The following is a 23,376-nucleotide window of genomic DNA, read 5'->3' on the forward strand; positions in this document are numbered from 1 at the left end:
GACGGATGGTTGCACCCATTTGGCCGCGACGCAAAGGATGGCGCCTTGCCTCTCTTGAAATGCAAACTGACCCGACATCGACCGGGCTTGGCATTGACGCACCCATGCACCACGCTTTAGCACTTCAATCCCGGCGGCGCGGGGGAGGGATTCTTTCACGATGGATTTTGGCGGAGGCGACGAGATCCGCTTCGAACATCTGGGCCGGGCCGGCGTCGTCACGTTGACGCGACCGCAGGCGCTCAATGCCGTCACGCACCGCATGATCCGGGCGCTCGACGCTGCTCTTTGCGCCTGGGAGACCGACCAGGGCGTCGATGTCGTTATCGTCAAGGCCGAGGGCAGGGCGTTTTCGGCGGGCGGCGACATCCTGCATATCTACGAGGCTGGCCGGGCCGGAAAGCCGCCGGTCGAGTTCTTCGCCGACGAATACCGGCTCAACGCCCGCATCAACAGCTTCAAGAAACCTTACGTCGCGCTGATCGACGGCATCGTCATGGGCGGCGGCGTCGGCATCTCCTTCCACGGCTCGCACCGGGTGATGACCGAAAATGCCCAGTTCGCCATGCCGGAAGTCGGCATCGGATTTTTCCCGGATGTCGGCGCCAGCCATCTGCTGCCCGATCTCGGCGGCTCCTTCGGCATGTATCTGGCGCTGACCGGCAATCGCATCCGCTATGGTGACGCGCTGTGGTCAGGGCTCGCCACCCACACCATCAAGGCCGCCGACCAGGGCGGCTTCCTTGACCGGCTGACGCTGACCGGCGATCCGGAATCGGTGTTGCGCGGTTTCTTCGTCCAGGCAAAACGTGAAACCGACAGGCCGACGCTGGAGGCGATCGTACGTCATTTTTCGCAACCATCCCTCAAGGCTGTCATCGACAGCCTGGAACGGGCGGCAGACGACGACGAATTCGCGGCCAAGACGCTGGCGACGATCCGGACGCGTTCTCCGACCAGCCTGCGCGTCGCCTGGCGCCAGATCAGCGCCGGGCTGACCATGTCCATGGACGCCTGCATGAAGATGGAGTTCCGCATCCTCAACCGGATGCTGGCCGGCCACGATTTCTACGAAGGGATCCGCGCCGCCATCATCGACAAGGGCTCGAAGCCGCAATGGCGGCCGGCGAACCTTGGTGCGGTCAGCGAGGCGGATGTCGACGCCTATTTCACCTCGCTCGGCGACCGGGAGCTCGACCTGTGAGCGAGGTGACCTCCAGACGCGTCGTGCTGCAGCCCTCGGGTGTGGAGCTGATCTTCGCTTGGTTCCAGCGCGTCGTCGCCGGCTACTGCCTGCTGTTCGGCATTCTCTACTGGATCAAGCTGATCGGCTTCTATCCGGGCTCGTTGTGGCGCTTCGACCTGATGCCGGTGCACTGGCAGGTGGCGGCGGTGGTGCTCGCCGTGTTTTTCCCCTTCGCCGCCGCCGGCCTGTGGATGCTGGCGTCCTGGGGGCCGGTGATCTGGTTCATCTGCGCGGTGACCGAGACTGTCATGTATGCCGGATTTCCCGAGCTTTTCGGCCACCGCATGCTCATCGTCGTCTCGCATGCGGTCGTGGCGCTGCTTTATATCGCTTTTCGCGTGATCATCTGGCTGCAGAAACGACCGGTGCGGCACTAACCCCTTGAGCCCATTGGCGCCCTGGCGGCTGCCTCAATTCAGCCCCGCAATTGTTGGCTAAATCTTTAGGTTAATTATCCTTGCTCGGGAGACCGTTCGTTAAGCCTCTTTCGAAACCTCTTACCGGTAAGCTCTTGTTAGCCCTAGCGTTTAAGTCGAATTTTATGAGTATTCGATAGTGTCGCGATCAAGGTGAAAAACAAAAAATCACCAGGGCGACAAACGAGAGGCAAAGACAATGATCAATTCGCGTCCGGCGGCGAAGACCGCCAACGTATCCGACGACCGCCGCGAGGCTATCCGCTCGCTGTACATGGAATCGCTGCAGCTTGTAGAGCGGCTGCACCGCCGCCTGCTTGACGTGATCAAGGACGAGTTCGACCGCAACGGCCGCTCCGACATCAATGCCATCCAGGCGCTGCTGCTGTTCAACATCGGCAATTCGGAACTGACCGCCGGGGAACTGCGTTCGCGCGGCTACTATCTCGGCTCCAACGTCTCCTACAATCTGAAGAAGCTGGTCGATCTCGGCTTCATCAACCACCAGCGCTCGCGCATCGACCGCCGCTCGGTCCGCGTCTCGCTGACGCCGAAGGGCAACGAGGTGGCGGACGTCGTCGCCGGTCTTTATGAGCGCCATGTCGGCTCGATCGAGCAGGTCGGCGGCATCAACACCGACGAGTTCAAGCAGATGAACCGTGCGCTGCAGCGGCTCGACCGCTTCTGGAACGACACCATCGCCTACCGGATGTAAGCCGGGCATCGGATCTGGCCCGCGCCACAGAAGCGCGGCCGAAATGTCGACCTCTGGTCAAGGCCGGTGCCGAAAGGCATCGGCCCTTTTCTTTTCCTGATTCAGAAGCCCAGCCGCCAGGTCGACACTATTCCGCCAGGTTTGCTTTCGCCGCAGCAGTGCCTAATGTCACGGCCCGGAGGGGTGCATGATGGGTATGGGAAAACGCTCGAAGATCTGCTCGGTTGCCGCAGTGCTTTTGTTGGTCCCGCAAACGGCTTTTGCCGAGGAGTGGTGGAAGGATTCTTTCGCCTCGGAAGGCAGCGCCCCATGCGACAACAATGACTCGATCGTGACGTTTACCGACAAGGCAGTCGAGATGTGGGAGGTCGGCTGCACGTTGGACAAAATTCAGAAGATCAACCGCCTGGATGTCGTCATCCTGGACATGTCGTGTACGGATGGTGAAAGCACAGACAAGAGGCGGGAACTGTTGCTCAAACTGGAGGATAACAAGGTTCTGCGCTATCCCCAGCATGAGGTGTTGCAAAGATGTTCGGAATTGAGGGCGCAGCCAAGTCCGGCCCCAAATGTTGAAAATCCGCACTGAAATCGTGAGATAGTCAGCCCAGATAGGATCACGGCTTCAGCGGGCAGAATTCCTCGTGGAAATAGGCAAGCGCCTGTTCGGCCTGGCCGGCCTCGCCGAAAAACGGGCCGATTGCTTCGGGCTCCCGCGTCAGGTCGCAGCTGCCCTCGGTGTCAGTCGTGCATGTCTTCACCAGCCCCTTCAGCGCGATGGTTGCCGGCGGATTGTCGAACGACAGGCCGGTCACACCGCCAAGCCGCAGTTCGTAGCTCAGGCGGTAGTAGATTGCGCCGTCCTCCTCGAACTGCTGTTCGGCTCTAAAGGTGCAACCATCCAGCCGAGTGACGATGAACCTCAGCGTTTCGGTTCTGTCGCCGACCTCGTTCGGGCCAGTGCTGGTGAAGACCGCCGGCGATCGGGACACCTGCTTCAGCGGTTCGTCGGTCTGCTGCCCGTATTTGGGGATCGCGCCCTGTTCCAGGCCATGCACGAAATAGGCAACCGTTTCCTCCGGCGTCGGGGTGCTGCCGTTCGGACCTGCGGCCAAGGCGAAGGCCGCGACGACTGAAAGGACACCAGGCATGGTCTCGTTCCTCGCGTTGGACTAGCTTGTCAGTGTAGCATCAAGGGCTCGTGGTAACCGGTCGATATCGCGGCCGGCGACCGCGGATCGGTGCCGAAAAAGCACGGGCTTTTCATTTCGCTGCGTCGTGCGACGCAAATCGCGGGCCGAGGCCACGTTGCCGCCATATTCAAATGGAACCGAGGATGCCGGTGATGCTGTGGTGAAGGCCGTGCGTTCACCCGGAACCCGTATCGTGTCTCGAGCGTTTGTGGCCGAACCGATACGGACATGGTTGGCTAATTGTTAAGATTGCCAACTTTAGAGTGCGGGCAACATCGCCCTGAAAACCGAATGCAGCAGATCGAACGCTACAAGAATGTCTGGAACGTCCATGAGAACCAGCCGCCGCTTTTTCCTTTCCGGAGCCTCCGCGCTCGCAGCCGCGATGGTCGCCGGCGGCGCCAATGCGCAGGATGTCATCGGTGATATCCTGAAATCCTCGGCGCGCGGCAATTGGGACGACCAGTTCGACGCCCGCGCCAGCGAGGGCGGCAAGGTGGCCTCGACGCTGCCGATCTTCAGCCCGCAGACCGTCGCCTTTACCGAGCAGGCGGTGGCGCAATACCAGAACATCGTCAGCCAGGGCGGCTGGGTAGAGGTGCCCGCGACCAAGAAGCTGCAGCTCGGCGTCGATGATCCCGATGTCGTGCCGTTGCGCAAGCGGCTGATGGTCTCTGGCGACCTGTCGCAAAGCGCCGGCATTTCGACGGCCTTCGATTCCTATGTGGACTCGGCGGTCAAGCGCTTCCAATTGCGTCACGGCCTGCCCGCAGACGGCTCCATGGGCAAATACACCTACTTGGCGATAAACGTTTCGGCGCAGATCCGGCTTGGCCAGCTGCAGACCAACCTGCAGCGGCTGAAGGAGAAGGCTGGCACGCTTGGCAGCCGCTACGTGCTGGTCGACATTCCGGCGGCGCAGATCGAAGCCGTCGAGAATGACCGCGTCGTGCTTCGCCACACCGCGATCGTCGGCAAGATCGATCGCCAGACGCCGATCGTCAATTCCAAGATCAACGAGATCATCGTCAATCCGTACTGGAACGCGCCGGTCTCGATCGTCCGCAAGGACATCATTCCGCTGATGCGGAAGGATCCCAACTATCTGAAGGACAGCCATATCCGGCTGTTCGCTCCGGACGGCAGCGAGGTCGACCCGCTCAATGTCGACTGGTCGACCGACGACGCCGCCAAGTATCGCTTCCGCCAGGATCCCGGCGCGGGCAACGCCATGGCGTCGGTGAAGATCAATTTCCCGAGCCCGGACGGCGTGTACATGCACGACACGCCGCAGCAGAGCCTGTTCGGCAAGATGATGCGTTTCGATTCCTCGGGCTGCGTGCGCGTGCAGAATGTGCGCGATCTCGTCACCTGGATCCTGCGCGACACGCCCGGCTGGGACCGCCAGCATTTCGAGGCGGCGATCAAGACCGGCGAAAACACGCCGGTCCAGGTTACCAATCCGGTGCCGGTGCATTTCCTCTATCTCTCGGCCTGGTCGACAGGCCCGGGCGTCGTGCAGTTCCGCGACGACGTCTACGCGCTAGACGGTGCCAACGAGCTGCAGATCACCTCTTCGCTTTAACTAACTGTTTTTTTTACCAGAAGGGGCCGCCGGAAAGGGCGGCCTTTTCGTTGCTCGGATTGCCTGCGCTTTTCGCGGGAGGGCGGCTGGACGGATCGACCGGCTTTGCGCATGGTCGGCGGACAAGTCTGGAACCGGACCATGGATGTCGCCGTCTTCATTCTGGTTGTGCTCGTATTCGTCGCCGTTTCCGGCGCACTGGTGCGTCTGGTGCGGGTGCCGTTGCCGGTGCTGCAGATCGCCATAGGTGCCGCACTCGCCTGGCCGGTGCGCGGCATCCACGTCGAGATCGATCCGGAACTGTTCCTGCTGGTGTTCATTCCGCCGCTGCTGTTCGGCGATGCCTATGGTGCGCCGAAGCGTGAATTGATTGCGCTGCGCGGACCGATCCTGGATCTCGCCATCGGGCTGGTGTTCTTCACCATCGTCGGCTTCGGCTATGCCTTGCACTGGCTGGTGCCGAGCATCCCGCTGGTCGTCGCTTTCGCGCTCGCCGCGGTGCTGTCGCCGACCGACGCAGTGGCGGTGTCCTCGATCGTCGACAGGAACCAGGTTCCGGCGCGGCTGATGCACATTCTGGAAGGCGAGTCGTTGCTCAACGACGCTTCCGGCCTGGTCATGTTCCGCTTCGCCGTGGCGGCGGCGCAGACCGGCAGCTTTTCCTTGGCCGCCGCATCGCTGAATTTTCTCTATGCCGTCGCCGCCGGCATCCTGATCGGCGTGGCGGCGTTGTTCGTCGCCGCCGAAGTGCTCAAATTGCTCAACCGCATCGGCGGCGTGCCGGCCGAGGCGCAGGTGCTGGTGATGATCCTGCTGCCGTTCATCGCCTACCTCGGCGCCGAGCACATCGGAGCGTCCGGCATCCTCGCGGCGGTCACCGCCGGCCTGCTCACCGGCGGTTCCGGAGTGTTTCGTTTCCTCGGCGTCTCGGCCCGCATGCAGACGATGTCGCTATGCAAGACGCTTTCCTTCGTTTTCAACGGCGCTCTCTTCATCGTGCTCGGGCTGCAGCTTCCCGACATCATCCGCCATGTGCCGCCGGAACTCATGAGCATGCACCCGATCATCCAGCCGGTCGCGACCGTCATCACACTGACGCTGTGCCTGATCGCCCTGCGCTTCCTGTGGATCTGGATCGGCGAAATCGCGGCTGGCATCGCGGCGCGTCTGGGCAAGCGCAAGGCTGAGCCGTTCGGCCTGCGCGTGCGGCTCGCCGGGTCGGTGGCCGGCGTGCGCGGCGCGATCACGCTGGCCGGCATCCTGTCGCTGCCGCTCGCCATGCCGGACGGGTCGCCGTTTCCGGCGCGCGACCTCGTCATCTTCCTCGCCGCTGGTGTCATCATCTGCTCGCTGGTCTTCGCCAGTCTCGCCTTGCCGACGATCGCCAGCGGGCTGGTCGAACCGGGTGAGGATGCCGGTGCCGCGGAGGAGCGCCTGGCACGTGTCGGTGCGGCCAAGGCGGCAATCGCCCGCATCGAGTTACTCGCCGCAACCGATACCGAAGAAGGAGGCGAGGTGCCCGGCGCCCGGCTTGCCGCGGCCGATGGGATTGTCGCAGCCTATCGTCGCCGTATCGCCGCTTCCGACGAAGCCGACGAGGCGCGGGCCGAAGCGCGGGAGGCCGGCCGGCTGGAACTCTAGCTCAGGCTCGCCGGCATCGAGGCCGAGCGCGGCGCCGTGCGCGCCATGCTGCGCAGCGGCGAGATCAACGACCATGCGGCGCGGGCGCTGTTCACCGAGATCACGCTTACCGAGGCCTTGCTGAAGGGACGGCAGGCGTGAAAATAGCACGCTCGTTGCCTCGCTGGCGCAAACCGGCCAGCAAATTTCGCGCCGCAAACGTGGCGGGGCGAAAACAACTGTGTTAATGGCGCGGCGAATGCATGTCGCCCAAAAGTGTGCAGCGGTTTTGGGACAACGACATGCATAAATCAAAATTGCCCCCGAACCCAAGGATTTCAGGCCATGGCATCAGCAGCGGCAGTGTCGAACAAATTTGAATCCTTCTTCGAAACCACGCTGGAAGATGCCGACCCGGAGATTTTCGGCGCCATCCGCAACGAACTCGGTCGCCAGCGCCACGAGATCGAACTGATCGCCTCTGAAAACATCGTCTCGCGCGCCGTGCTCGAGGCGCAGGGCTCGATCATGACCAACAAGTACGCCGAAGGTTATCCGGGCAAGCGCTACTATGGCGGCTGCCAGTTCGTCGACGTCGCCGAGGAACTTGCCATCGAGCGGGCCAAAAAGCTGTTCGGCTGCAACTTCGCCAACGTCCAGCCGAATTCCGGCAGCCAGATGAACCAGGCGGTGTTCCTGGCGCTCTTGCAACCCGGCGACACCTTCATGGGCCTCGACCTCAATTCGGGTGGCCACCTGACCCACGGTTCGCCGGTCAACATGAGCGGCAAATGGTTCAAGGTCGTGTCCTATGGCGTGCGCCAGGACGACCATTTGCTCGACATGGACGCCATCGAGAAGACCGCCCATGAGACCAAGCCGAAGCTGATCCTGGCCGGTGGCACCGCCTATTCGCGTGTCTGGGACTGGAAGCGTTTTCGCGAGATCGCCGACGCGGTTGGCGCCTATCTGATGGTCGACATGGCGCACATCGCCGGTCTCGTCGCCGGAGGCGTGCATCCGTCGCCGCTGCCGCATGCCCATGTGGTGACCACCACCACGCACAAGTCGCTGCGCGGCCCGCGCGGCGGCATGATCCTGTGCAACGACGAGGACATCGCCAAGAAGATGAATTCTGCCGTGTTCCCCGGCCTGCAGGGTGGCCCGCTGATGCATGTCATCGCCGCCAAGGCGGTGGCCTTCGGCGAAGCCCTGAAGCCGAGCTTCAAGGTCTATGCCGAGAGCGTCGCCGCCAACGCCAAGGCGCTCGCCTCCAGCCTCAAGGAAACCGGCCTAGATATCGTCTCCGGCGGCACCGACAACCATCTGATGCTGGTCGACCTGCGTCCCAAGAACGCCACCGGCAAGCGCGCGGAGGCAGCGCTCGGCCGCGCCAACATCACCTGCAACAAGAACGGCATTCCGTTCGACCCGGAAAAGCCTTTCGTCACCTCGGGCGTGCGCCTCGGCACCCCGGCGGGCACAACGCGCGGCTTCGGCCAGGCCGAGTTCCGCGAAATCGGCAAGCTGATCGCCGAAGTGCTGGATGGTCTCAAGGTCGCCAATTCCGACGAGGGCAATGCCGCTGTCGAAGCGGCGGTCAAGGCCAAGGTTGTGGCGCTGACCGACCGCTTTCCGCTCTATCCCTATCTCGGCTGACGAGATAGGAGGTCTCACCACCTTGCCGCGACGGACAAGCGTCGTCGCGGCAAGGCTGCGACAGGAGCCTTGATGATGCGAATTGTCCGTCTCGCCGACCTTGCCATCGCCGGCGCCCTGGCAGCCTTGATTGCCTTGCCGCTCTCCGGCATCGCCTCGGCGCAAACCGCGCCTGCGCAACCGGCACCCGCCCAGACCGCACCCGCGGCACCCGCCCCGGCGGCGCCCAAGCTTGAAACCTTCGGCAGATGGTCGACCCTGGTCGACGAGGTCGATACCGGCGAGGATATCCGCAAGACCTGTGCAACCTCGACCGCCTTTATCGGCGCCCGCGGCGAAAGCGGCACTCTGACGCTAATCATCACGAACGGCGATGCGCTGCCGCCGACTGCCTACCCGTCCGTGACCATTGCGGTCGACAACACGGCGCTGCCAACGGGCAAGTCGGTCGCGGTAACCTTTGGCGATGACAAGGGCCACGTCGCCGCCAAGCTCCATTCCGACGCCACCGTGGGCGGCCGGCTCAGCTGGACCGTGGACAATCAGGCCAAGACCAGCCTGGCGCTCTTGCGCGTCATGCGCCGCGCATCGGTGCTCGATGTGTCCTTTGGCGACGCGCCGGTTGGAAGCATAGCCATGGACGGCTTCACCAAGGCCTATCGCAGCCTCGGCGCATCATGCGGGTTTGCGACCACCGACGTCGCCCCCTGACGGCATCGCTGTCCGGCTGCCTGGCGGCGCTGGCAATCTTGCTTGCAGCTCGCTATCTCTCAGGGCGAGCGGCTCTGAGGGGCGAGGGGCTGCTTTGCCATCGTTGCAAAAACCTCTAAGCCTTTTCGCTTCACCAGATTCGCCAACCAAAGGCTTCTCCATGCGCTGTCCCTATTGCCAGTCAGAAGATACGCAGGTGAAGGATTCGCGCCCCGCCGAGGATGGCGCCGCGATCCGCAGGCGGCGCGTTTGCCCCGATTGCGGCGGCCGCTTCACCACCTTCGAGCGCGTGCAGTTGCGCGACCTCGTCGTGGTCAAGAAATCCGGTCGCAAAGTGCCGTTCGACCGCGACAAGCTGCTGCGCTCGGTGGAGATCGCCGTTCGCAAGCGCAATGTCGATCCCGAGCGGATCGACCGCGCGGTAACCGGCATCGTACGCCAGCTCGAAAGCTCCGGCGAGACCGAAGTGGCCTCCGGCGAGGTCGGCCGGCTGGTCATGGACGCGCTGAAGTCGCTCGACGATGTCGCCTATGTCCGCTTCGCCTCGGTCTACCGCAATTTTCGCGAGGCCAAGGATTTCCACGAATTGCTCGGCGAGCTCAAGGGGGACGAAATCAAGGGCGAAGAGGACGCCAGCTGAGCATGACTGCAAGCGACAGACAGGCCGGCCTTGATCGCCGTTTCATGGCAGCGGCGCTCCGCCTTTCGCGCAAGCATGCCGGGCGCACCGCGACCAACCCATCCGTGGGCACGCTGATCGTGCGCGACGACGGCGACGGCCCGATGATCGTCGGCACCGGCGTCACCGCTGTCGGCGGCCGCCCGCATGCCGAGACCGAGGCGCTGGCCGAGGCCGGCGCGCTGGCGCGCGGCGCCACCGCCTATGTCACGCTGGAACCTTGCGCCCATCATGGCCGCACGCCGCCCTGTGCCAACGCGCTGGTCAACGCGGGTGTCGCGCGCGTCGTCGGCGCCGCCAGCGATCCCGATCCGCGCGTGTCCGGCCAGGGCTACGCGATCCTGCGCGCCGCCGGGATCGAAGTGGTCGAGAAGGTGTTGGCGGCGGAAGCAGCCGAACAGATGGCCGGCTATTTGATCAGGTCGTTGAAAAAACGCCCCGAAGTGATTCTCAAGCTTGCGCTTTCCAGCGATGGCAAGATCGGTAGGGAAGGCCAAGGGCAAGTGTCGATCACCGGCGATGTCGCCCGTCGCGAAGTGTATCTGATGCGGGCCGAGGCCGACGGCATATTGGTCGGCATCGGCACCGCCCTTGAGGATGACCCGGCATTGACGGTGCGCTTGCCGGGGCTGGAGAACCGGTCGCCGGCGCGCATTGTACTCGACCGGCAGATCAGGTTGCCGGAGACCTCGAAGCTGGTTTCGGGCGTGGACCGGGTGCCGCTTTACGTCGCCGCCTGCCTGGAGGCCGATCCGCTGCGGCGGACCATGCTGGAGCGCGCCGGGGTGCGCTTCATCGGCACCGAAACGCATGAGGGCGGCGTTGCGCTGCCGGAACTGCTCGAGGATCTGGCCGCGCTCGGCATGGCCAGTGTTCTGGTCGAGGGCGGCGCCAAGGTTGCGAGCGCCTTCCTGGCCGAGGAACTGGTCGATCGCATCGTGCTGTTCCAGGGACCGGAAGCGATCGGCGCCGACGGCATTGCATCGCCCATCGATGCCGACCATATCCCGGCAGGATTTCGCAAGCTTCGCGACATGCGTTTCGGCGAAGACAGCTACGCCGAGTGGATCAGAGATATTTAGACCATGATCCCGAAAAGTGGGACCCGGTTTTCGGACAGGATCATGGTCAAACGGAAGGATCACCGATGTTTACTGGAATTGTCACCGATGTCGGCACCGTCGCGACCGTCAAGCCGCTAAGGGAGGGGGTGGGGCTGCGCATCGACACCGCGTATGATCCCGAAACCATCGCCATCGGCGCCTCGATCTCCTGCGGCGGTGTCTGCCTGACGGTCACGGCCTTGCCCGACAGCGGCACGAACGCGCGCTGGTTCGAGGTCGAGGCCTGGGAAGAGGCGCTCAGGCTGACGACGGCGACGAATTGGAAGTCGGGCACGCGGATCAATCTGGAGCGGGCGCTGAAGATTGGCGACGAACTTGGTGGTCACATCGTTTCGGGCCATGTCGACGGCATGGCCGAGATCATCGAGCGCAGGGATGAGGGGGACGCGGTGCGTTTTACCCTCGAAGCACCGCGCGATCTGGCGAAGTTCATTGCACCGAAAGGCTCGGTCGCGCTCGACGGCACCTCGCTCACCGTCAACAAGGTGGAAGGCACGCGCTTCGACGTGCTTTTGATCCACCACTCGCTGACCGTGACCACCTGGGGCGAGCGCAGGGTTGGCGACCGCGTCAATCTCGAGATCGACACCATGGCCCGCTACGCGGCGCGCCTGGTGGAGGCCGCAAAAGAGGGGCTTTGACGGTCACAGTCGGACGGACTTCCGCGGCAAACTGGGCACGTGCAACATCTTCTGCTTGCGATCAAACGGGCTTCGGCCTAAGTCACCGGCTCCGCCGGAGACGTGACGCAAAATGCCCAGGAACAAGAAACTCAAGCTGCTGATCATCGAAGCCCGCTTCTATGATGATCTGGCGGACGCGCTGCTCGAAGGCGCCAAGGCTACGCTCGACGAAGCCGGCGCCAAGTACGATGTCGTCACCGTGCCGGGCGCGCTGGAAATTCCGGCCGTGATCTCCTTCGCGCTCGATGCCGCCGAGGGTGAGGGCACCGACTATGACGGCTTTGTCGCGCTTGGCACCGTCATCCGCGGCGAGACGCATCATTTCGATATCGTCGCCAATGAATCCGCACGCGCCCTGATGGATATGTCGGTGCAGGAATCGATCTGCATCGGCAACGGCATACTGACCACCGAAAACGACGAACAGGCCTGGACGCGCGCCCGGCGCACGGAAGGCGACAAGGGTGGCTTTGCCGCCCGTGCTGCGCTGACCATGATCGCCGTCAAGAAACGGCTCGGAGCCTGACCGGCGTGACGCAATCCGGAGACAACGACCGACCACCGGTACGCCAGGCCAACAAGCGCGGCGCCGCCCGGCTGGCCGCCGTGCAGGCGCTCTATCAGATGGATGTCGCCGGCAGCGGCGTCTTCGAGATCACCGCCGAATACGAGGCCTTTCGTCTCGGTAAGGAAGTCGACGGCGCGCTCTACCGCGAGGCCGACGCACAATGGTTTCGCGCCATCCTGGCCGGCGTCGTCGAGAACCAGAAGACCGTCGATCCGATCATCCGCCAGGCGCTGACCGAGGACTGGCCGCTGTCGAGGCTCGATTCGACGTTGCGCGCCATTCTGCGTGCCGGCGTCTATGAGCTGATGAAGCGTGAGGATGTCCCTGTCGCGGTCATCGTCTCCGAATATGTCGATATCGCCAAGGCTTTCTACGAGGAAGACGAGCCCAAGCTGGTCAACGCCGTGCTTGACCGTGTGTCTCGCCGGGTGCGTGGCGAGGGGCGCGGCAAGGACGCATCATGACGGCAATCGCCATCGAGGCAGGCAGGGACGCGCGTCGCACCGCTTTGATCCTCGCCGCCTCGCAGGCGATCATCGGTTCTGCTGCCCCCATCGCCATCTCCATGGGAGGGCTGGCCGGGCAATATCTGCTTGGTCCCGACAAGTCGCTGGCAACGGCGCCGATCACCGGATTCAATATCGGCGTGGCGCTCGGCGCGCTGCCGGCAGCGGCCATCATCCGCGCGATGGGCCAGCGCGGCGGCTTCATGACCGGCACGATCGTCACTGCGCTTGGCGGGCTGGTCGCCACAGCAGCGCTTTTCCACGGCAGCTTCTGGCTGTTCGCCTTCGGCCTGTTGGTGATCGGCGTCGGTGGCGCCTTCGTCCAGCAGTTCCGATTTGCCGCCGCCGACAATGCGCCGCCGCAGTTCAAGGCGCGCGCCATCTCCTTCGTGCTGGCCGGCGGCATCGTCACCGCCGTCCTCGGGCCGCAGATCGTCATCTTCACCCGTGAATCTTTTGCGCCGGTGATGTTTGCCGGTTCGTTCGCCGCCATCCTGCCGCTGGCGGCCGTTGGCGCCATCATCCTGTCGTTCCTGCGCTTGCCGGCGAAGGTGTCAGGCAAGGTGGAGATCGCCGACAGCGACGCCAGACCATTGGTCGAAATCGTCACCCACCCGCGCTTCGTCGCGGCGCTGTTCTGCGCCGTCGGCAGCTATGCGCTGATGAGCTTCGTGATGACTGGCGCGCCGCTGGCGATGGTTGGTTGCGGCCTGTCGGAGGACGATGCGACGCTTGGCATTTCATGGCACGTCATGGCGATGTTTGCGCCGAGCTTCTTCACCGGCTCGCTGATCCATCGCTTCGGCGCCGAACGGATCGTCGCCACCGGGCTGGTCCTGCTCATCGGCTGCGCCACTGTCGCTCTGTCGGGCCTGGCGCTTTGGCAATTCTGGACGTCGCTGATCCTGCTCGGCCTTGGCTGGAATTTCAGCTTCATCGGCGCCACCGCGATGGTGGCGGCCAGCTACCGGCCGTCGGAAAAGGGCAAGGTCCAGGGCTTCCACGACTTCGTGCTGTTCGGCTCTGTCGCTTGCGCGTCGCTGATGTCGGGCATGGTTTACAACGCCTGGGGCTGGACCATGCTTAACTGGATGGTCTTCCCTGTCACCGTTCTGTGCTTCGTCGCCCTCGGCGCGCTCAAGCTGACGGGACGGCGCAAAGCCGACGCCTGACCCGGTCGCCGCCTGCCTGACACGCCCTGTCAGCATGGTGTCGGTCGAATACACAGCGCCCGAACAAAATTATTGCGTCTGTGCCAGATGTTATGAAACCGTGTGCCCCGACTGGCCGTTGAAGCCATGCTCATATGCGGCCGCCGCATTCCGGTTCACAGCAAGGGATTTCACAATGTTTTCAGTCAAGGTTCTGGCCAGCGCGGCATTGGCGCTCGGCATCACGGCGGTTTCCGCCAGTGCCCAGGTCGTTGTCTCCTCGAAGATCGACACCGAGGGCGGTGTGCTCGGCAACATCATCCAGCTCGTTCTCAACGCCAACAACATCAAGACCACTGACCGTATCCAGCTCGGCGGCACGCCGGTGGTCCGCAAGGCGATCACCGCCGGCGAGATCGACATCTATCCCGAATACACCGGCAACGCCGCCTTCTTCTTCGAGAAGGCCGACGACCCGGTCTGGAAGGATGCCGCCAAGGCCTACGAGACGGCCAAGAAGCTCGACTACGACGCCAACAAGATCGTCTGGCTGTCGCCGTCGCCTGCCAACAACACCTGGGCGATCGCGCTGCGCAAGGAGGTCGCCGAGACCAACAAGCTCGCCACGCTCACCGACTTCGGCAAGTATGTCACGGGCGGCGGCCACGTGGTGCTGGCGGCATCCGCCGAGTTCGTCAATTCGGCGGCCGCACTGCCGGCCTTCCAGACCACGTATGGTTTCACGCTGAAGCCGGACCAGCTGATCACACTCTCCGGTGGCGACACGGCGGCAACCATCGCAGCCGCCGCCAATCAGACCAGCGGGGCGAATGCCGCCATGGTCTACGGCACCGATGGCGGCATCGCACCGTCCGGCCTGGTCGTGCTCGAGGACGACAAGGGCGTGCAGCCGGTCTACCAGCCGGCGCCGATCATCCGCGAAAAGGTGCTGAAGGAACATCCCGAGATCGAAACGCTGCTGAAGCCGGTCTTCGCTAAACTCGACCTCGTCACGCTGCAAGAGCTGAACGGTCGCGTGCAGGTCGGCGGTGAGCCGGTCAAGGGCGTGGCCGAGGACTTTTTGAAAAAGAACGGCTTCCTGAAGTAGGACGATTCCGGCGCGCCGTATCCGTGGCGCGCCGGATCGACTGACGGGGGAGGGCGTGCAGATCCGGTTCGACAAGCTCGGCGTGGTCATCGCCGCGATCGCAGCTTACGCGGCTTTCGCCGCGCCCTTTGCCACGTTCCGCGCCAACCGCATCGTTCCCGGTCAGGCACGCTCGATTCTCGAGGCGCTGCCGGCAACAACCGGGACGCTGCTGCTCGCCGTCATTGTCGCCGCCGCACTTGTCGCGCTGTTCAAGACACCGCTTGTCCTGCGCCTTGCCGCAAGCGTGGTGGTGCTTGCCGCGCTGGCGCTGCTGATCGGCGTCGCAGGCACATTTCTCACGCCCGCCGGCAACACCTTTGCGAGAGTGTCGCCTGCCTCCGGTTTCTGGATACTGATCTTCGCCTTCACGCTTCTGCTGGCCGATGTGCTGACACGGCTGAACCTGTCGCCATTGGCACGGGTCGGCGTGCTTGTCGTGGCGGCCTTGGCGATCGGCCTTCTCTTGATTTCGGGAAGCTGGGACAATCTGTCGATCCTCAAGGAATACGCCAACCGCGCCGACAGTTTTTGGGCCGAAGGCTCCAAGCATGTGACGCTGGCGCTCGGCTCGCTGGCTGCGGCTGTGATCGTCGGCCTGCCGCTGGGTATCCTCTGCCATCGCGTCGAAAGGCTGCGCGGCGGCGTCCTCAACGTGCTCAACATCATCCAGACCATTCCCTCGATCGCACTGTTCGGCCTGCTTATCGCACCACTCGGCTGGGTCGCCACGCACGTGCCGGGAGCCGCCGCGCTCGGCATTCGCGGCATCGGCACGGCACCGGCGTTCGTCGCTCTGTTCCTCTATTCGCTGCTGCCGGTGGTGGCCAACACCGTGGTCGGGCTCGCCGGCGTGCCGCGCGCCGCCAACGACGCGGCGCGCGGCATGGGCATGACCGACCGGCAGCGCCTGTTCGGCGTCGAGTTTCCGCTCGCATTTCCGGTGATCCTCACCGGCATCCGCATCGTTCTGGTGCAGAACATCGGCCTCGCCACCATCGCCGCGCTGATCGGTGGCGGTGGTTTCGGCGTGTTCGTTTTCCAGGGAGTTGGCCAGACGGCGATGGATCTGGTGCTGCTCGGCGCCGTGCCGACGGTCGCACTCGCCTTTGCCGCCGCCATCATCCTCGACGCAGTGATCGAAATGACCGCCAGCAAGCGCAGGGTTGAAACGGCATGATCGAGATCGAAGGCATTACCAAGCGCTACGACGCGACAACGGTCGTCGATGACGTTTCGATGGTCATCGAACCGCGCACGGTTTGCGTCATTGTCGGCACGTCGGGTTCCGGCAAGACGACGCTGCTGCGCATGATCAACCGGCTGGTCGAGCCGACGGCTGGCGTCATCAAGCTCGATGGCGCGGACAATCGCTCGCTGCCCGGTTACGAACTGCGCCGCAGCATCGGCTACGCCATCCAGGGCCACGGCCTGTTTCCGCATCGCACGGTGGCGCAGAATATCGCCACAGTGCCGGTGCTGCTCGGCTGGGACAAGGCCCGCATCAACGCCCGCGTCGACGAGTTGATGACGCTCTACCAACTCGATCCCGAAGCCTTCGGGCCGCGCTACCCGCACGAACTGTCCGGCGGCCAGCAGCAGCGCGTCGGCGTCGCCCGCGCGCTTGCCGCCGAGCCCAACGTGCTGTTGATGGACGAACCGTTCGGCGCGCTCGACCCGATCATCCGCACCAAGGCGCAGGAAGATCTGCTGGCGATCCAGAAACGCTTCGGTACCACAATCATCCTCGTCACCCACGATATGGAAGAGGCCGTCCACATGGGCGACAAGATCGCCGTCATGGATGCCGGCAAGCTTGTGCAATACGCTAAGCCCGCCGAGATCCTGGCAAATCCGGCCAGTTCCTTCGTCGAGACCCTGGTCGGCGCCAGCGAAAGGCCGTTTCGGTTGCTTTCGCTCGGCCGCGTGCGCGACGCCGTGGAGAAGGGCAGCGCCGAAGGCGAGGCGATCCCGGGCGACGCCAGCCAGCGCGATGCGCTGGCCGAATTGTTGTGGTCGGGCCGGCCGGCGCTGCCGGTCAAAGGCGCCGACGGCAAGCCGCTTGGCCGCGTCACCGTCGACGGCCTGGTCAAGCGTGCCGCGAGGCCGGCATGAAAGCCTGGCTTCCATCGCTGCTCAGGCTGGCTTTGGTGGTGCTGCTCGTTGCCTTCGTCACCAATCCCGGCTGGTTCGAACCGCTGCTGAAGCCGCTGACTGAGAACAATGCGCCGGTGATCTACAATCAGGGCAGCTTGCTGACGCTGACATTGCTGCATTTGCGCATCGTGCTGATCGCCACAGTGGCCGCGACCATCGTCGCTGTCGCATTGGCCATCCTGGTCACGAGGCCGGCCGGCGCCGAGTTTCTGCCGCTGTCGCGCAGCCTGGTCAACATCGGCCAGACCTTTCCGCCGGTGGCGGTGTTGGCGCTCGCTGTGCCGGCGGTCGGCTTCGGCGAAAAACCGACGCTGATCGCGCTGTTTCTCTACGGCCTGCTGCCGATCTTCGAGAATGCGCTGACCGGCCTGACGACATTGCCGGCCAATGTCATGGAGGCGGCGCGCGGCGCCGGCATGACCGGTTGGCAAAGGCTCACCAAGGTCGAACTGCCGCTCAGCGCCCCGATCATCCTTGGCGGCATTAGGCTGTCGGTGGTGATCAGCCTTGCCACCGCCACCATCGGCTCGACCGTTGCCGCCAAGACGCTGGGCGAGGTCATCATCGCTGGCCTGTTGTCCAACAACCTTGCCTTCATCCTGCAGGGCGGCCTGATCGTGGCAGCCCTTGCCGTGCTGATCTATGACGGTCTTTCGGCGGTCGAACGCTACACGGCGCGCCGCATGGGCCGCGAAGTCGAGTAGCCAAGTGCCCGTCGAGATCGATTTCAATCGATCTAATAGGACAATGCCGATGGCCGCGGTCTCGTGGCCCTATGCCTTTTGGGCGAAAGCCGGGCAAAAACCGAACAATATCTTGACGTTCGCAGCCCTGTTTCGCATACACCGCTGCGAAGAGGCGGATTCCGTGCACGGGGTCCGGTCTTTGTCTCAACGGCCCAGGGAGGGGTTCTTTTGGGCCATCAATCGAGGAAAATCCGGCAATGACAATTATTTCCGCCGTCATCGCCTGCGGTCTGCTTTCTGTCCTCTACGCCATCTGGGCAACACGTTCGGTCCTCGCGGCCGATCAGGGCAATGCACGCATGCAGGAAATCTCCGCGGCCATCCGCGAGGGCGCGCAGGCCTATCTGGCGCGCCAGTACACCACCATCGCCCTCGTCGGCGTCGTCGTGCTCATACTCGCCTGGTGGCTGCTTTCCATCACCGCCGCGGTTGGCTTCCTGATCGGCGCCGTCCTGTCGGGCGCCGCCGGCTTCATCGGCATGCACGTTTCGGTGCGGGCCAATGTGCGCACCGCGCAGGCGGCCTCCAACAGCCTCGCCGCCGGTCTCGACATCGCTTTCAAATCGGGCGCCATCACCGGCATGCTGGTCGCAGGCCTGGCCCTGCTTGGCGTGTCGATCTACTACCTCATCCTCACCCACTTCATGGGTCTTCAGCCCAATGACCGCATCGTCATCGACTCGCTGGTTTCGCTCGGTTTCGGCGCTTCGCTGATCTCGATCTTCGCCCGTCTCGGCGGCGGTATCTTCACCAAGGGCGCCGACGTCGGCGGCGATCTGGTCGGCAAGGTCGAAGCCGGCATTCCCGAAGACGATCCGCGCAACCCGGCCACCATCGCCGACAATGTCGGCGACAATGTCGGCGACTGCGCCGGTATGGCCGCCGACCTGTTCGAGACCTATGCGGTGACCGTCGTCGCCACCATGGTCCTCGGTGCCATCTTCTTCGGCGGCACCGCCGTTCTGGGGGCGGCGATGCTCTATCCGCTCGCCATCTGCGGCGCCTGCATCCTGACCTCGATCGTCGGCACCTTCTTCGTCAAGCTCGGCTCCAACGGCTCGATCATGGGCGCACTCTACAAGGGCCTGATCGTCACCGGCCTGTTGTCCATCGTCGGCCTCGGCGTCGCCACTTCGGTTACCCTGGGCTGGGGCGAGATCGGCGTGGTTGCTGGCATGGCCATCACCGGCAAGAACCTGTTCATCTGCGGCCTGGTCGGCCTCGTGGTGACCGGTCTGATCGTGGTGATCACCGAATACTACACCGGCACCAACAAGCGCCCGGTCAACTCCATCGCCCAGGCGTCGGTGACCGGTCACGGCACCAACGTCATCCAGGGCCTTGCGGTCTCGCTGGAATCGACGGCGCTGCCAGCGATCGTCATCGTCGCCGGCATCATCTCGACCTATCAGCTCGCCGGCCTCTACGGCACGGCGATCGCGGTCACGACGATGCTCGGCCTCGCCGGCATGATCGTTGCGCTCGACGCCTTCGGCCCGGTCACCGACAATGCCGGCGGTATTGCCGAAATGGCCGGCTTGCCCAAGGAAGTGCGCCACTCCACCGACGCACTCGACGCGGTCGGCAACACCACCAAGGCGGTGACCAAGGGCTACGCCATCGGTTCGGCCGGTCTCGGCGCGCTGGTGCTGTTTGCCGCCTACTCGAACGACCTGAAGTTCTTTGCCGCCAATGGCGACAAATATCCGTACTTCCAGGGCATGGGCGAGATCTCCTTCGATCTCTCCAACCCCTACGTCGTTGCCGGCCTGATCTTCGGCGGCCTGATCCCGTATCTGTTCGGCGGCATCGCCATGACGGCCGTCGGCCGTGCGGCCGGCGCCATCGTCGAGGAGGTGCGCAAGCAGTTCCGCGAGGATCCGGGCATCATGGCCGGTACGTCGAAGCCGAACTATGCTCGCGCGGTCGATCTGCTGACCAAGGCGGCGATCCGCGAGATGATCATCCCGTCGCTGCTGCCGGTGCTGGCGCCGCTGGTCGTCTATTTCGGCGTGCTGCTGATCTCGGGCTCGAAGGCGTCCGCCTTTGCCGCCCTCGGCGCCTCGCTGCTCGGCGTCATCGTCAACGGCCTCTTCGTCGCCATCTCGATGACCTCAGGCGGCGGCGCCTGGGACAATGCCAAGAAGTCCTTCGAAGACGGCTTTGTCGACAAGGACGGCGTCAAGCACCTCAAGGGTTCCGAAGCGCACAAGGCTTCGGTGACCGGCGACACGGTCGGGGATCCCTACAAGGACACCGCCGGTCCGGCCGTCAACCCGGCGATCAAGATCACCAACATCGTCGCGTTGCTGCTGCTGGCCGTGCTCGCGCACGGCTAAGCGACTAGCCCCAAGACAAAACCCGCGGGGAGCGATCCCCGCGGGTTTTTTGCTGCGGCGATGACCGGCCGCCCTTCAGTTCGTCCCATTGGCGAGGCCCTAGCTGCAAGCCTTGCCCCACTGATCCCTCATAACAAAAACCCGCAGGATCGCTCCCGCGGGTTTTTGGTCGCCTGAGATGGTGCTGCTCTCCCCAAGGGGGAAGGCAGGTCTGAGATCAGGGAGTGCCGCCGCCTGGGACGCCTGGGGCCAGCTTGCTGGCGCCGTTGATGATCTGGCTGAGGAAGTTCTGGTCCTTGCCGCCGGTCGGCGTGGTGCGCGAGACGAAGTCGAACACCTTGCCGTCCTTCAAGCCGTAATTGGCGATCTGGGTGACGCGACTGTCGGGGCCGAAATAGACCGCCAGCACATGCTGGTCAATCAGGTGCGGCTTGTCGAAGGCGACGTAGCGCTTGCGCGTCTGCGAAATGTAATAGAACGCCTCGTTGTCGAAGGTTGCCGTCGTCGATGGCGTGCCGAGCGCCAGAAGCACCTGCTCGCGGCTCGAGCCGACCGGCACCAGGTCGATCGCCTGCTGGTCGATAACGTAGCCCTGGGTGAGGGTTTCACTCGGGCTGAGGTCACCGATCATCTTGGAGGTGTGGCAGGCGGACAGAGCCGAAACAATTACCAGCAGCGAGATCGCACCGGCGGGCCGGGACGAGAAGGTCGACTTGAAATTCAGCGCGCGCAACAACAACTCCATTAGCTGGCCGCAACTTGCGCTGGGCCGCAAAACCGGTAAACCAGCTTGCAGGCCGATGCAACAAGGCCACTTCAACAAACGGTCCCCGGGAGACCATCCCCAATGTTCCAGCGCTTTTTTGGCCGCGAACGCCATGCCAACCGCGCTATCACCGAGGCGCTTTACGCACAAATCGTGGCGGCGGCGCGGCAGACTGTGTTTTATTCCCATTGGAATGTGCCCGATACGCCGCTTGGCCGCTTCGAGATGGTGTCGCTGCACATGTTCCTGTTCCAGCACCGGTTGCGCGGCGAGGACGGCGTGGCGCAAGAGGTTGCGCAGGTGCTGATCGACGAGTTCTTCCTCGATGTAGATCATTCGCTGCGGGAATTGGGTATTGGCGATGTCGGCGTGCCCAAACGCATGAAAAAGCTGGCAAAAATGTTCTATGGCCGAACCGCCGCCTACGACGATGCCCTGGAAAGAAACGACCATGACGGGCTCACCGCGGCCCTTGCTCGCAATGTCCGGCCCGACACCGGCGCCTGGCCGGAAGCGTCGCTGCTGGCCAATTATGTCACCGACGCCCGCGATCAGCTGGCCGCCCAGCCATCCGAATCGATTGTCTCCGGCACGGTGGCGTTTCCCGTCGCCAACGGAGGTTGATCGATGAAACACATTGACCCGCAAAGCCCGGTATCGTTCCGCGCGAACATTGCCCGTCTGCCGCAGAAGGGGTTGCCGGTGGTGATCGAGGCCGACGCCGCGCAGCGCGCGGCGCTGGCCGAGGAGCACGGGCTGCTTTCGGTCGAAGCCTATCGCGCCGAGCTTCTGGTGACGTCATGGAAGCGCAATGGCGTGAAGGTCAGTGGTCGCGTCGAAGCCGACATCACCCAGGCCTGCATCGTCACGCTCGATCCTGTCGAAGCGCATATCGACGAGCCGGTCGAAGCGCTGTTGCTGCCCGAGGACTCCAAGCTCGGACGGCAGGGTTTCGATGACGGCGGCGAGATCCTGCTCGACGCGGACGGACCGGACGGTCCCGAAACATTTTCCGGCGACACGATCGATGTCGGGGCGCTCGCCGAACAGTTCTTCGGACTGGCGATCGACCCATATCCGCGCAAGCAGGGCGCGTCTCTGGATGCCGGCGGCGAGAGCGAACCGGCGGAGAATGAATTTCAGCAAAAACTGCGATCCTTGCTGGGAAAATCCTGAAAACCACGCCCGCGACGGAAAAGTCGGTTGTGCGGCAGCCCAAAACCGCTATTTTCGCCGAACCTTCGCGACTACTAAAGCGACCTGCCGCCTAACCATGAGATGAATACCGCGTGATCAGGATTTCCATCGATGCCATGGGCGGCGATCACGGACCAGCCGTGGTCATTCCGGCGCTCATGACGGTCGCGACCCGCCGTCCCGACATCCGCTTCGTCATCTTTGGACGTGAAGAGGTGGTGCGCCCTGAACTGGCCAAATTCCCGAAGCTGGCCGAGATCAGTGAGTTCTTCCACTGCGAGATCGCGGTCAGGATGGACGACAAGCCTAGCCAGGCGCTGCGCCACGGCCGCTGGAAGTCGTCGATGTGGAAGGCTGTCGAAGCGGTCAAGGCAGCGTCCGCGGACGCCTGTGTCTCCGCCGGCAATACCGGTGCGCTGATGGCGATGTCGAAATTCTGCCTGCGCACCATGGCCACCATCGAACGGCCGGCGATTGCAGCGCTTTGGCCGACGACGCGGGGCGAAAGCGTGGTGCTCGACGTCGGCGCCACCATCGGTGCCGACGCCCATCAGCTTATTGATTTCGCCATTCTCGGCACCGGCATGGCGCGCTCTGTCTTCGGCATCACGCGACCGACGGTTGGCCTGCTCAATGTCGGTGTCGAGGAGATCAAGGGCCAGGAAGAAGTCAAGGAAGCGGGGCGCATGCTGCGCGAGGCCAACATGGCCTCGATGAGTTATCATGGCTTTGTCGAAGGCGACGATATCGGCAAGGGCACGGTCGACGTTGTGGTGACGGAGGGCTTCGCCGGCAATATCGCCCTGAAGACGGCGGAAGGAACGGCGCGCCAGATAGCGGGCTATCTGCGCGCCGCGATGAGCCGCACCCTGATGGCCAGGATCGGCTACGTCTTCGCCAAGGGCGCCTTCAACCGCTTGCGTGAAAAGATGGATGTGGGGCGCTCGAATGGTGGCGTTTTCCTGGGGCTGAACGGGATCGTTGTGAAGAGCCACGGCGGAGCCGATTCGGATGGTTTCGCTGCGGCGATCGAACTGGCCTACGATATGGTTCGCAACAATCTGCTCGACCGCATCGAGGCGGATCTGGATCTGTTTCATGCGCGCAATCCGCATACTCAGACATCCAGGAAATCCGACGTCGTAATCGACGCAAAGGAATAGGAAAG

Annotated in this window: 24 protein-coding genes; 22 read left to right on the plus strand and 2 right to left on the minus strand. The window is 63.7% G+C overall.

The window, feature by feature from the left end:
• Positions 1-160: 160 nt before the first annotated feature.
• The 4 genes from AC07FD_RS31920 to AC07FD_RS31935 all read left to right on the plus strand — a co-directional run bounded on the left by AC07FD_RS31920 (position 161) and on the right by AC07FD_RS31935 (position 2,966).
• Positions 161-1,204 (plus strand): enoyl-CoA hydratase/isomerase family protein, encoded by a 1,044-nt coding sequence (locus AC07FD_RS31920; protein ID WP_478353077.1) that lies wholly within the window; start codon positions 161-163, stop codon positions 1,202-1,204.
• Positions 1,201-1,623 (plus strand): DUF6163 family protein, encoded by a 423-nt coding sequence (locus tag AC07FD_RS31925; protein ID WP_477286325.1) that lies wholly within the window; start codon positions 1,201-1,203, stop codon positions 1,621-1,623. The genes AC07FD_RS31920 and AC07FD_RS31925 overlap by 4 nt, the downstream gene beginning before the upstream one ends.
• Before the next feature lie 238 nt (positions 1,624-1,861).
• Positions 1,862-2,377: a transcriptional regulator LdtR gene (ldtR, locus tag AC07FD_RS31930; RefSeq protein WP_013896002.1), complete on the plus strand. Its 516-nt coding sequence runs from the start codon at positions 1,862-1,864 to the stop codon at positions 2,375-2,377.
• Positions 2,378-2,564: 187 nt separating this feature from the next.
• Positions 2,565-2,966 (plus strand): hypothetical protein, encoded by a 402-nt coding sequence (locus tag AC07FD_RS31935; protein WP_478353078.1) that lies wholly within the window; start codon positions 2,565-2,567, stop codon positions 2,964-2,966.
• Between the two features lie 28 nt (positions 2,967-2,994).
• Here the strand turns inward: AC07FD_RS31935 and AC07FD_RS31940 are convergent, their stop codons facing one another.
• Complete coding sequence (locus tag AC07FD_RS31940; RefSeq protein WP_478353079.1) at positions 2,995-3,528, minus strand: hypothetical protein; 534 nt, start codon at positions 3,526-3,528, stop codon at positions 2,995-2,997.
• 373 nt (positions 3,529-3,901) lie between these two features.
• Between AC07FD_RS31940 and AC07FD_RS31945 the strand changes: the two genes are divergently transcribed.
• From AC07FD_RS31945 to AC07FD_RS32015, 15 genes are all read left to right on the plus strand, one after another.
• Entirely contained in the window at positions 3,902-5,155 is a 1,254-nt protein-coding gene (locus AC07FD_RS31945; protein ID WP_478353080.1) for a L,D-transpeptidase family protein, read from the plus strand.
• Between the two features lie 141 nt (positions 5,156-5,296).
• On the plus strand, positions 5,297-6,796 hold the full coding sequence (locus AC07FD_RS31950) for a Na+/H+ antiporter (protein WP_478353081.1): 1,500 nt from the start codon (positions 5,297-5,299) through the stop codon (positions 6,794-6,796).
• 324 nt (positions 6,797-7,120) lie between these two features.
• Complete coding sequence (gene glyA / locus AC07FD_RS31955; RefSeq protein WP_477228844.1) at positions 7,121-8,434, plus strand: serine hydroxymethyltransferase; 1,314 nt, start codon at positions 7,121-7,123, stop codon at positions 8,432-8,434.
• Positions 8,435-8,506: 72 nt separating this feature from the next.
• Positions 8,507-9,145 (plus strand): hypothetical protein, encoded by a 639-nt coding sequence (locus tag AC07FD_RS31960; protein WP_478353082.1) that lies wholly within the window; start codon positions 8,507-8,509, stop codon positions 9,143-9,145.
• A gap of 160 nt (positions 9,146-9,305) precedes the next feature.
• Positions 9,306-9,785: a transcriptional regulator NrdR gene (nrdR, locus tag AC07FD_RS31965; RefSeq protein WP_111545742.1), complete on the plus strand. Its 480-nt coding sequence runs from the start codon at positions 9,306-9,308 to the stop codon at positions 9,783-9,785.
• Between the two features lie 2 nt (positions 9,786-9,787).
• The gene (ribD, locus tag AC07FD_RS31970; RefSeq protein WP_478353083.1) at positions 9,788-10,906 is read left to right on the plus strand and encodes a bifunctional diaminohydroxyphosphoribosylaminopyrimidine deaminase/5-amino-6-(5-phosphoribosylamino)uracil reductase RibD; all 1,119 of its coding nucleotides are present in this window, start codon (positions 9,788-9,790) and stop codon (positions 10,904-10,906) included.
• Positions 10,907-10,971: 65 nt separating this feature from the next.
• A complete protein-coding gene (locus tag AC07FD_RS31975) occupies positions 10,972-11,589 on the plus strand; it encodes a riboflavin synthase (protein ID WP_095081155.1) in 618 nt (205 codons plus the stop codon).
• A gap of 112 nt (positions 11,590-11,701) precedes the next feature.
• Positions 11,702-12,157, plus strand: coding sequence for a 6,7-dimethyl-8-ribityllumazine synthase (locus AC07FD_RS31980; RefSeq protein ID WP_477418508.1), 456 nt, complete (start codon positions 11,702-11,704; stop codon positions 12,155-12,157).
• A 5-nt stretch (positions 12,158-12,162) separates the two neighbouring features.
• A complete protein-coding gene (gene nusB, locus AC07FD_RS31985; protein WP_095081158.1) occupies positions 12,163-12,663 on the plus strand; it encodes a transcription antitermination factor NusB in 501 nt (166 codons plus the stop codon).
• Positions 12,660-13,877, plus strand: a complete 1,218-nt coding sequence (locus AC07FD_RS31990; protein WP_478353084.1) for an MFS transporter — start codon at positions 12,660-12,662, stop codon at positions 13,875-13,877. Before nusB ends, AC07FD_RS31990 begins: the two co-directional genes overlap by 4 nt.
• Before the next feature lie 175 nt (positions 13,878-14,052).
• Positions 14,053-14,964: a glycine betaine ABC transporter substrate-binding protein OsmF gene (osmF, locus tag AC07FD_RS31995; RefSeq protein WP_478353085.1), complete on the plus strand. Its 912-nt coding sequence runs from the start codon at positions 14,053-14,055 to the stop codon at positions 14,962-14,964.
• A gap of 55 nt (positions 14,965-15,019) precedes the next feature.
• Positions 15,020-16,183 (plus strand): ABC transporter permease, encoded by a 1,164-nt coding sequence (locus AC07FD_RS32000; protein ID WP_478353086.1) that lies wholly within the window; start codon positions 15,020-15,022, stop codon positions 16,181-16,183.
• Positions 16,180-17,118, plus strand: coding sequence for an ABC transporter ATP-binding protein (locus AC07FD_RS32005; RefSeq protein ID WP_478353087.1), 939 nt, complete (start codon positions 16,180-16,182; stop codon positions 17,116-17,118). The genes AC07FD_RS32000 and AC07FD_RS32005 overlap by 4 nt, the downstream gene beginning before the upstream one ends.
• Positions 17,115-17,864 (plus strand): ABC transporter permease, encoded by a 750-nt coding sequence (locus AC07FD_RS32010; RefSeq protein ID WP_478353088.1) that lies wholly within the window; start codon positions 17,115-17,117, stop codon positions 17,862-17,864. The genes AC07FD_RS32005 and AC07FD_RS32010 overlap by 4 nt, the downstream gene beginning before the upstream one ends.
• Positions 17,865-18,103: 239 nt before the next feature.
• The gene (locus AC07FD_RS32015) at positions 18,104-20,245 is read left to right on the plus strand and encodes a sodium-translocating pyrophosphatase (protein WP_095081313.1); all 2,142 of its coding nucleotides are present in this window, start codon (positions 18,104-18,106) and stop codon (positions 20,243-20,245) included.
• Positions 20,246-20,462: 217 nt separating this feature from the next.
• Here AC07FD_RS32015 and AC07FD_RS32020 read toward each other — a convergent pair whose 3' ends face one another.
• The gene (locus AC07FD_RS32020) at positions 20,463-20,978 is read right to left on the minus strand and encodes an outer membrane protein assembly factor BamE (RefSeq protein WP_478353089.1); all 516 of its coding nucleotides are present in this window, start codon (positions 20,976-20,978) and stop codon (positions 20,463-20,465) included.
• A 114-nt stretch (positions 20,979-21,092) separates the two neighbouring features.
• On the opposite strand from AC07FD_RS32020, the gene AC07FD_RS32025 reads away from it, so the two are divergent.
• The 3 genes from AC07FD_RS32025 to plsX all read left to right on the plus strand — a co-directional run bounded on the left by AC07FD_RS32025 (position 21,093) and on the right by plsX (position 23,371).
• Positions 21,093-21,635 (plus strand): ubiquinol-cytochrome C chaperone family protein, encoded by a 543-nt coding sequence (locus AC07FD_RS32025; protein ID WP_478353105.1) that lies wholly within the window; start codon positions 21,093-21,095, stop codon positions 21,633-21,635.
• A gap of 3 nt (positions 21,636-21,638) precedes the next feature.
• On the plus strand, positions 21,639-22,187 hold the full coding sequence (locus tag AC07FD_RS32030) for a YceD family protein (protein WP_478353090.1): 549 nt from the start codon (positions 21,639-21,641) through the stop codon (positions 22,185-22,187).
• A 113-nt stretch (positions 22,188-22,300) separates the two neighbouring features.
• Positions 22,301-23,371 carry a phosphate acyltransferase PlsX gene (gene plsX / locus AC07FD_RS32035; RefSeq protein ID WP_478353091.1) on the plus strand — a complete coding sequence of 357 codons (1,071 nt, stop codon included), beginning with the start codon at positions 22,301-22,303 and terminating at the stop codon, positions 23,369-23,371.
• Positions 23,372-23,376 lie beyond the last annotated feature (5 nt).

Source organism: Mesorhizobium waitakense (assembly GCF_056431085.1).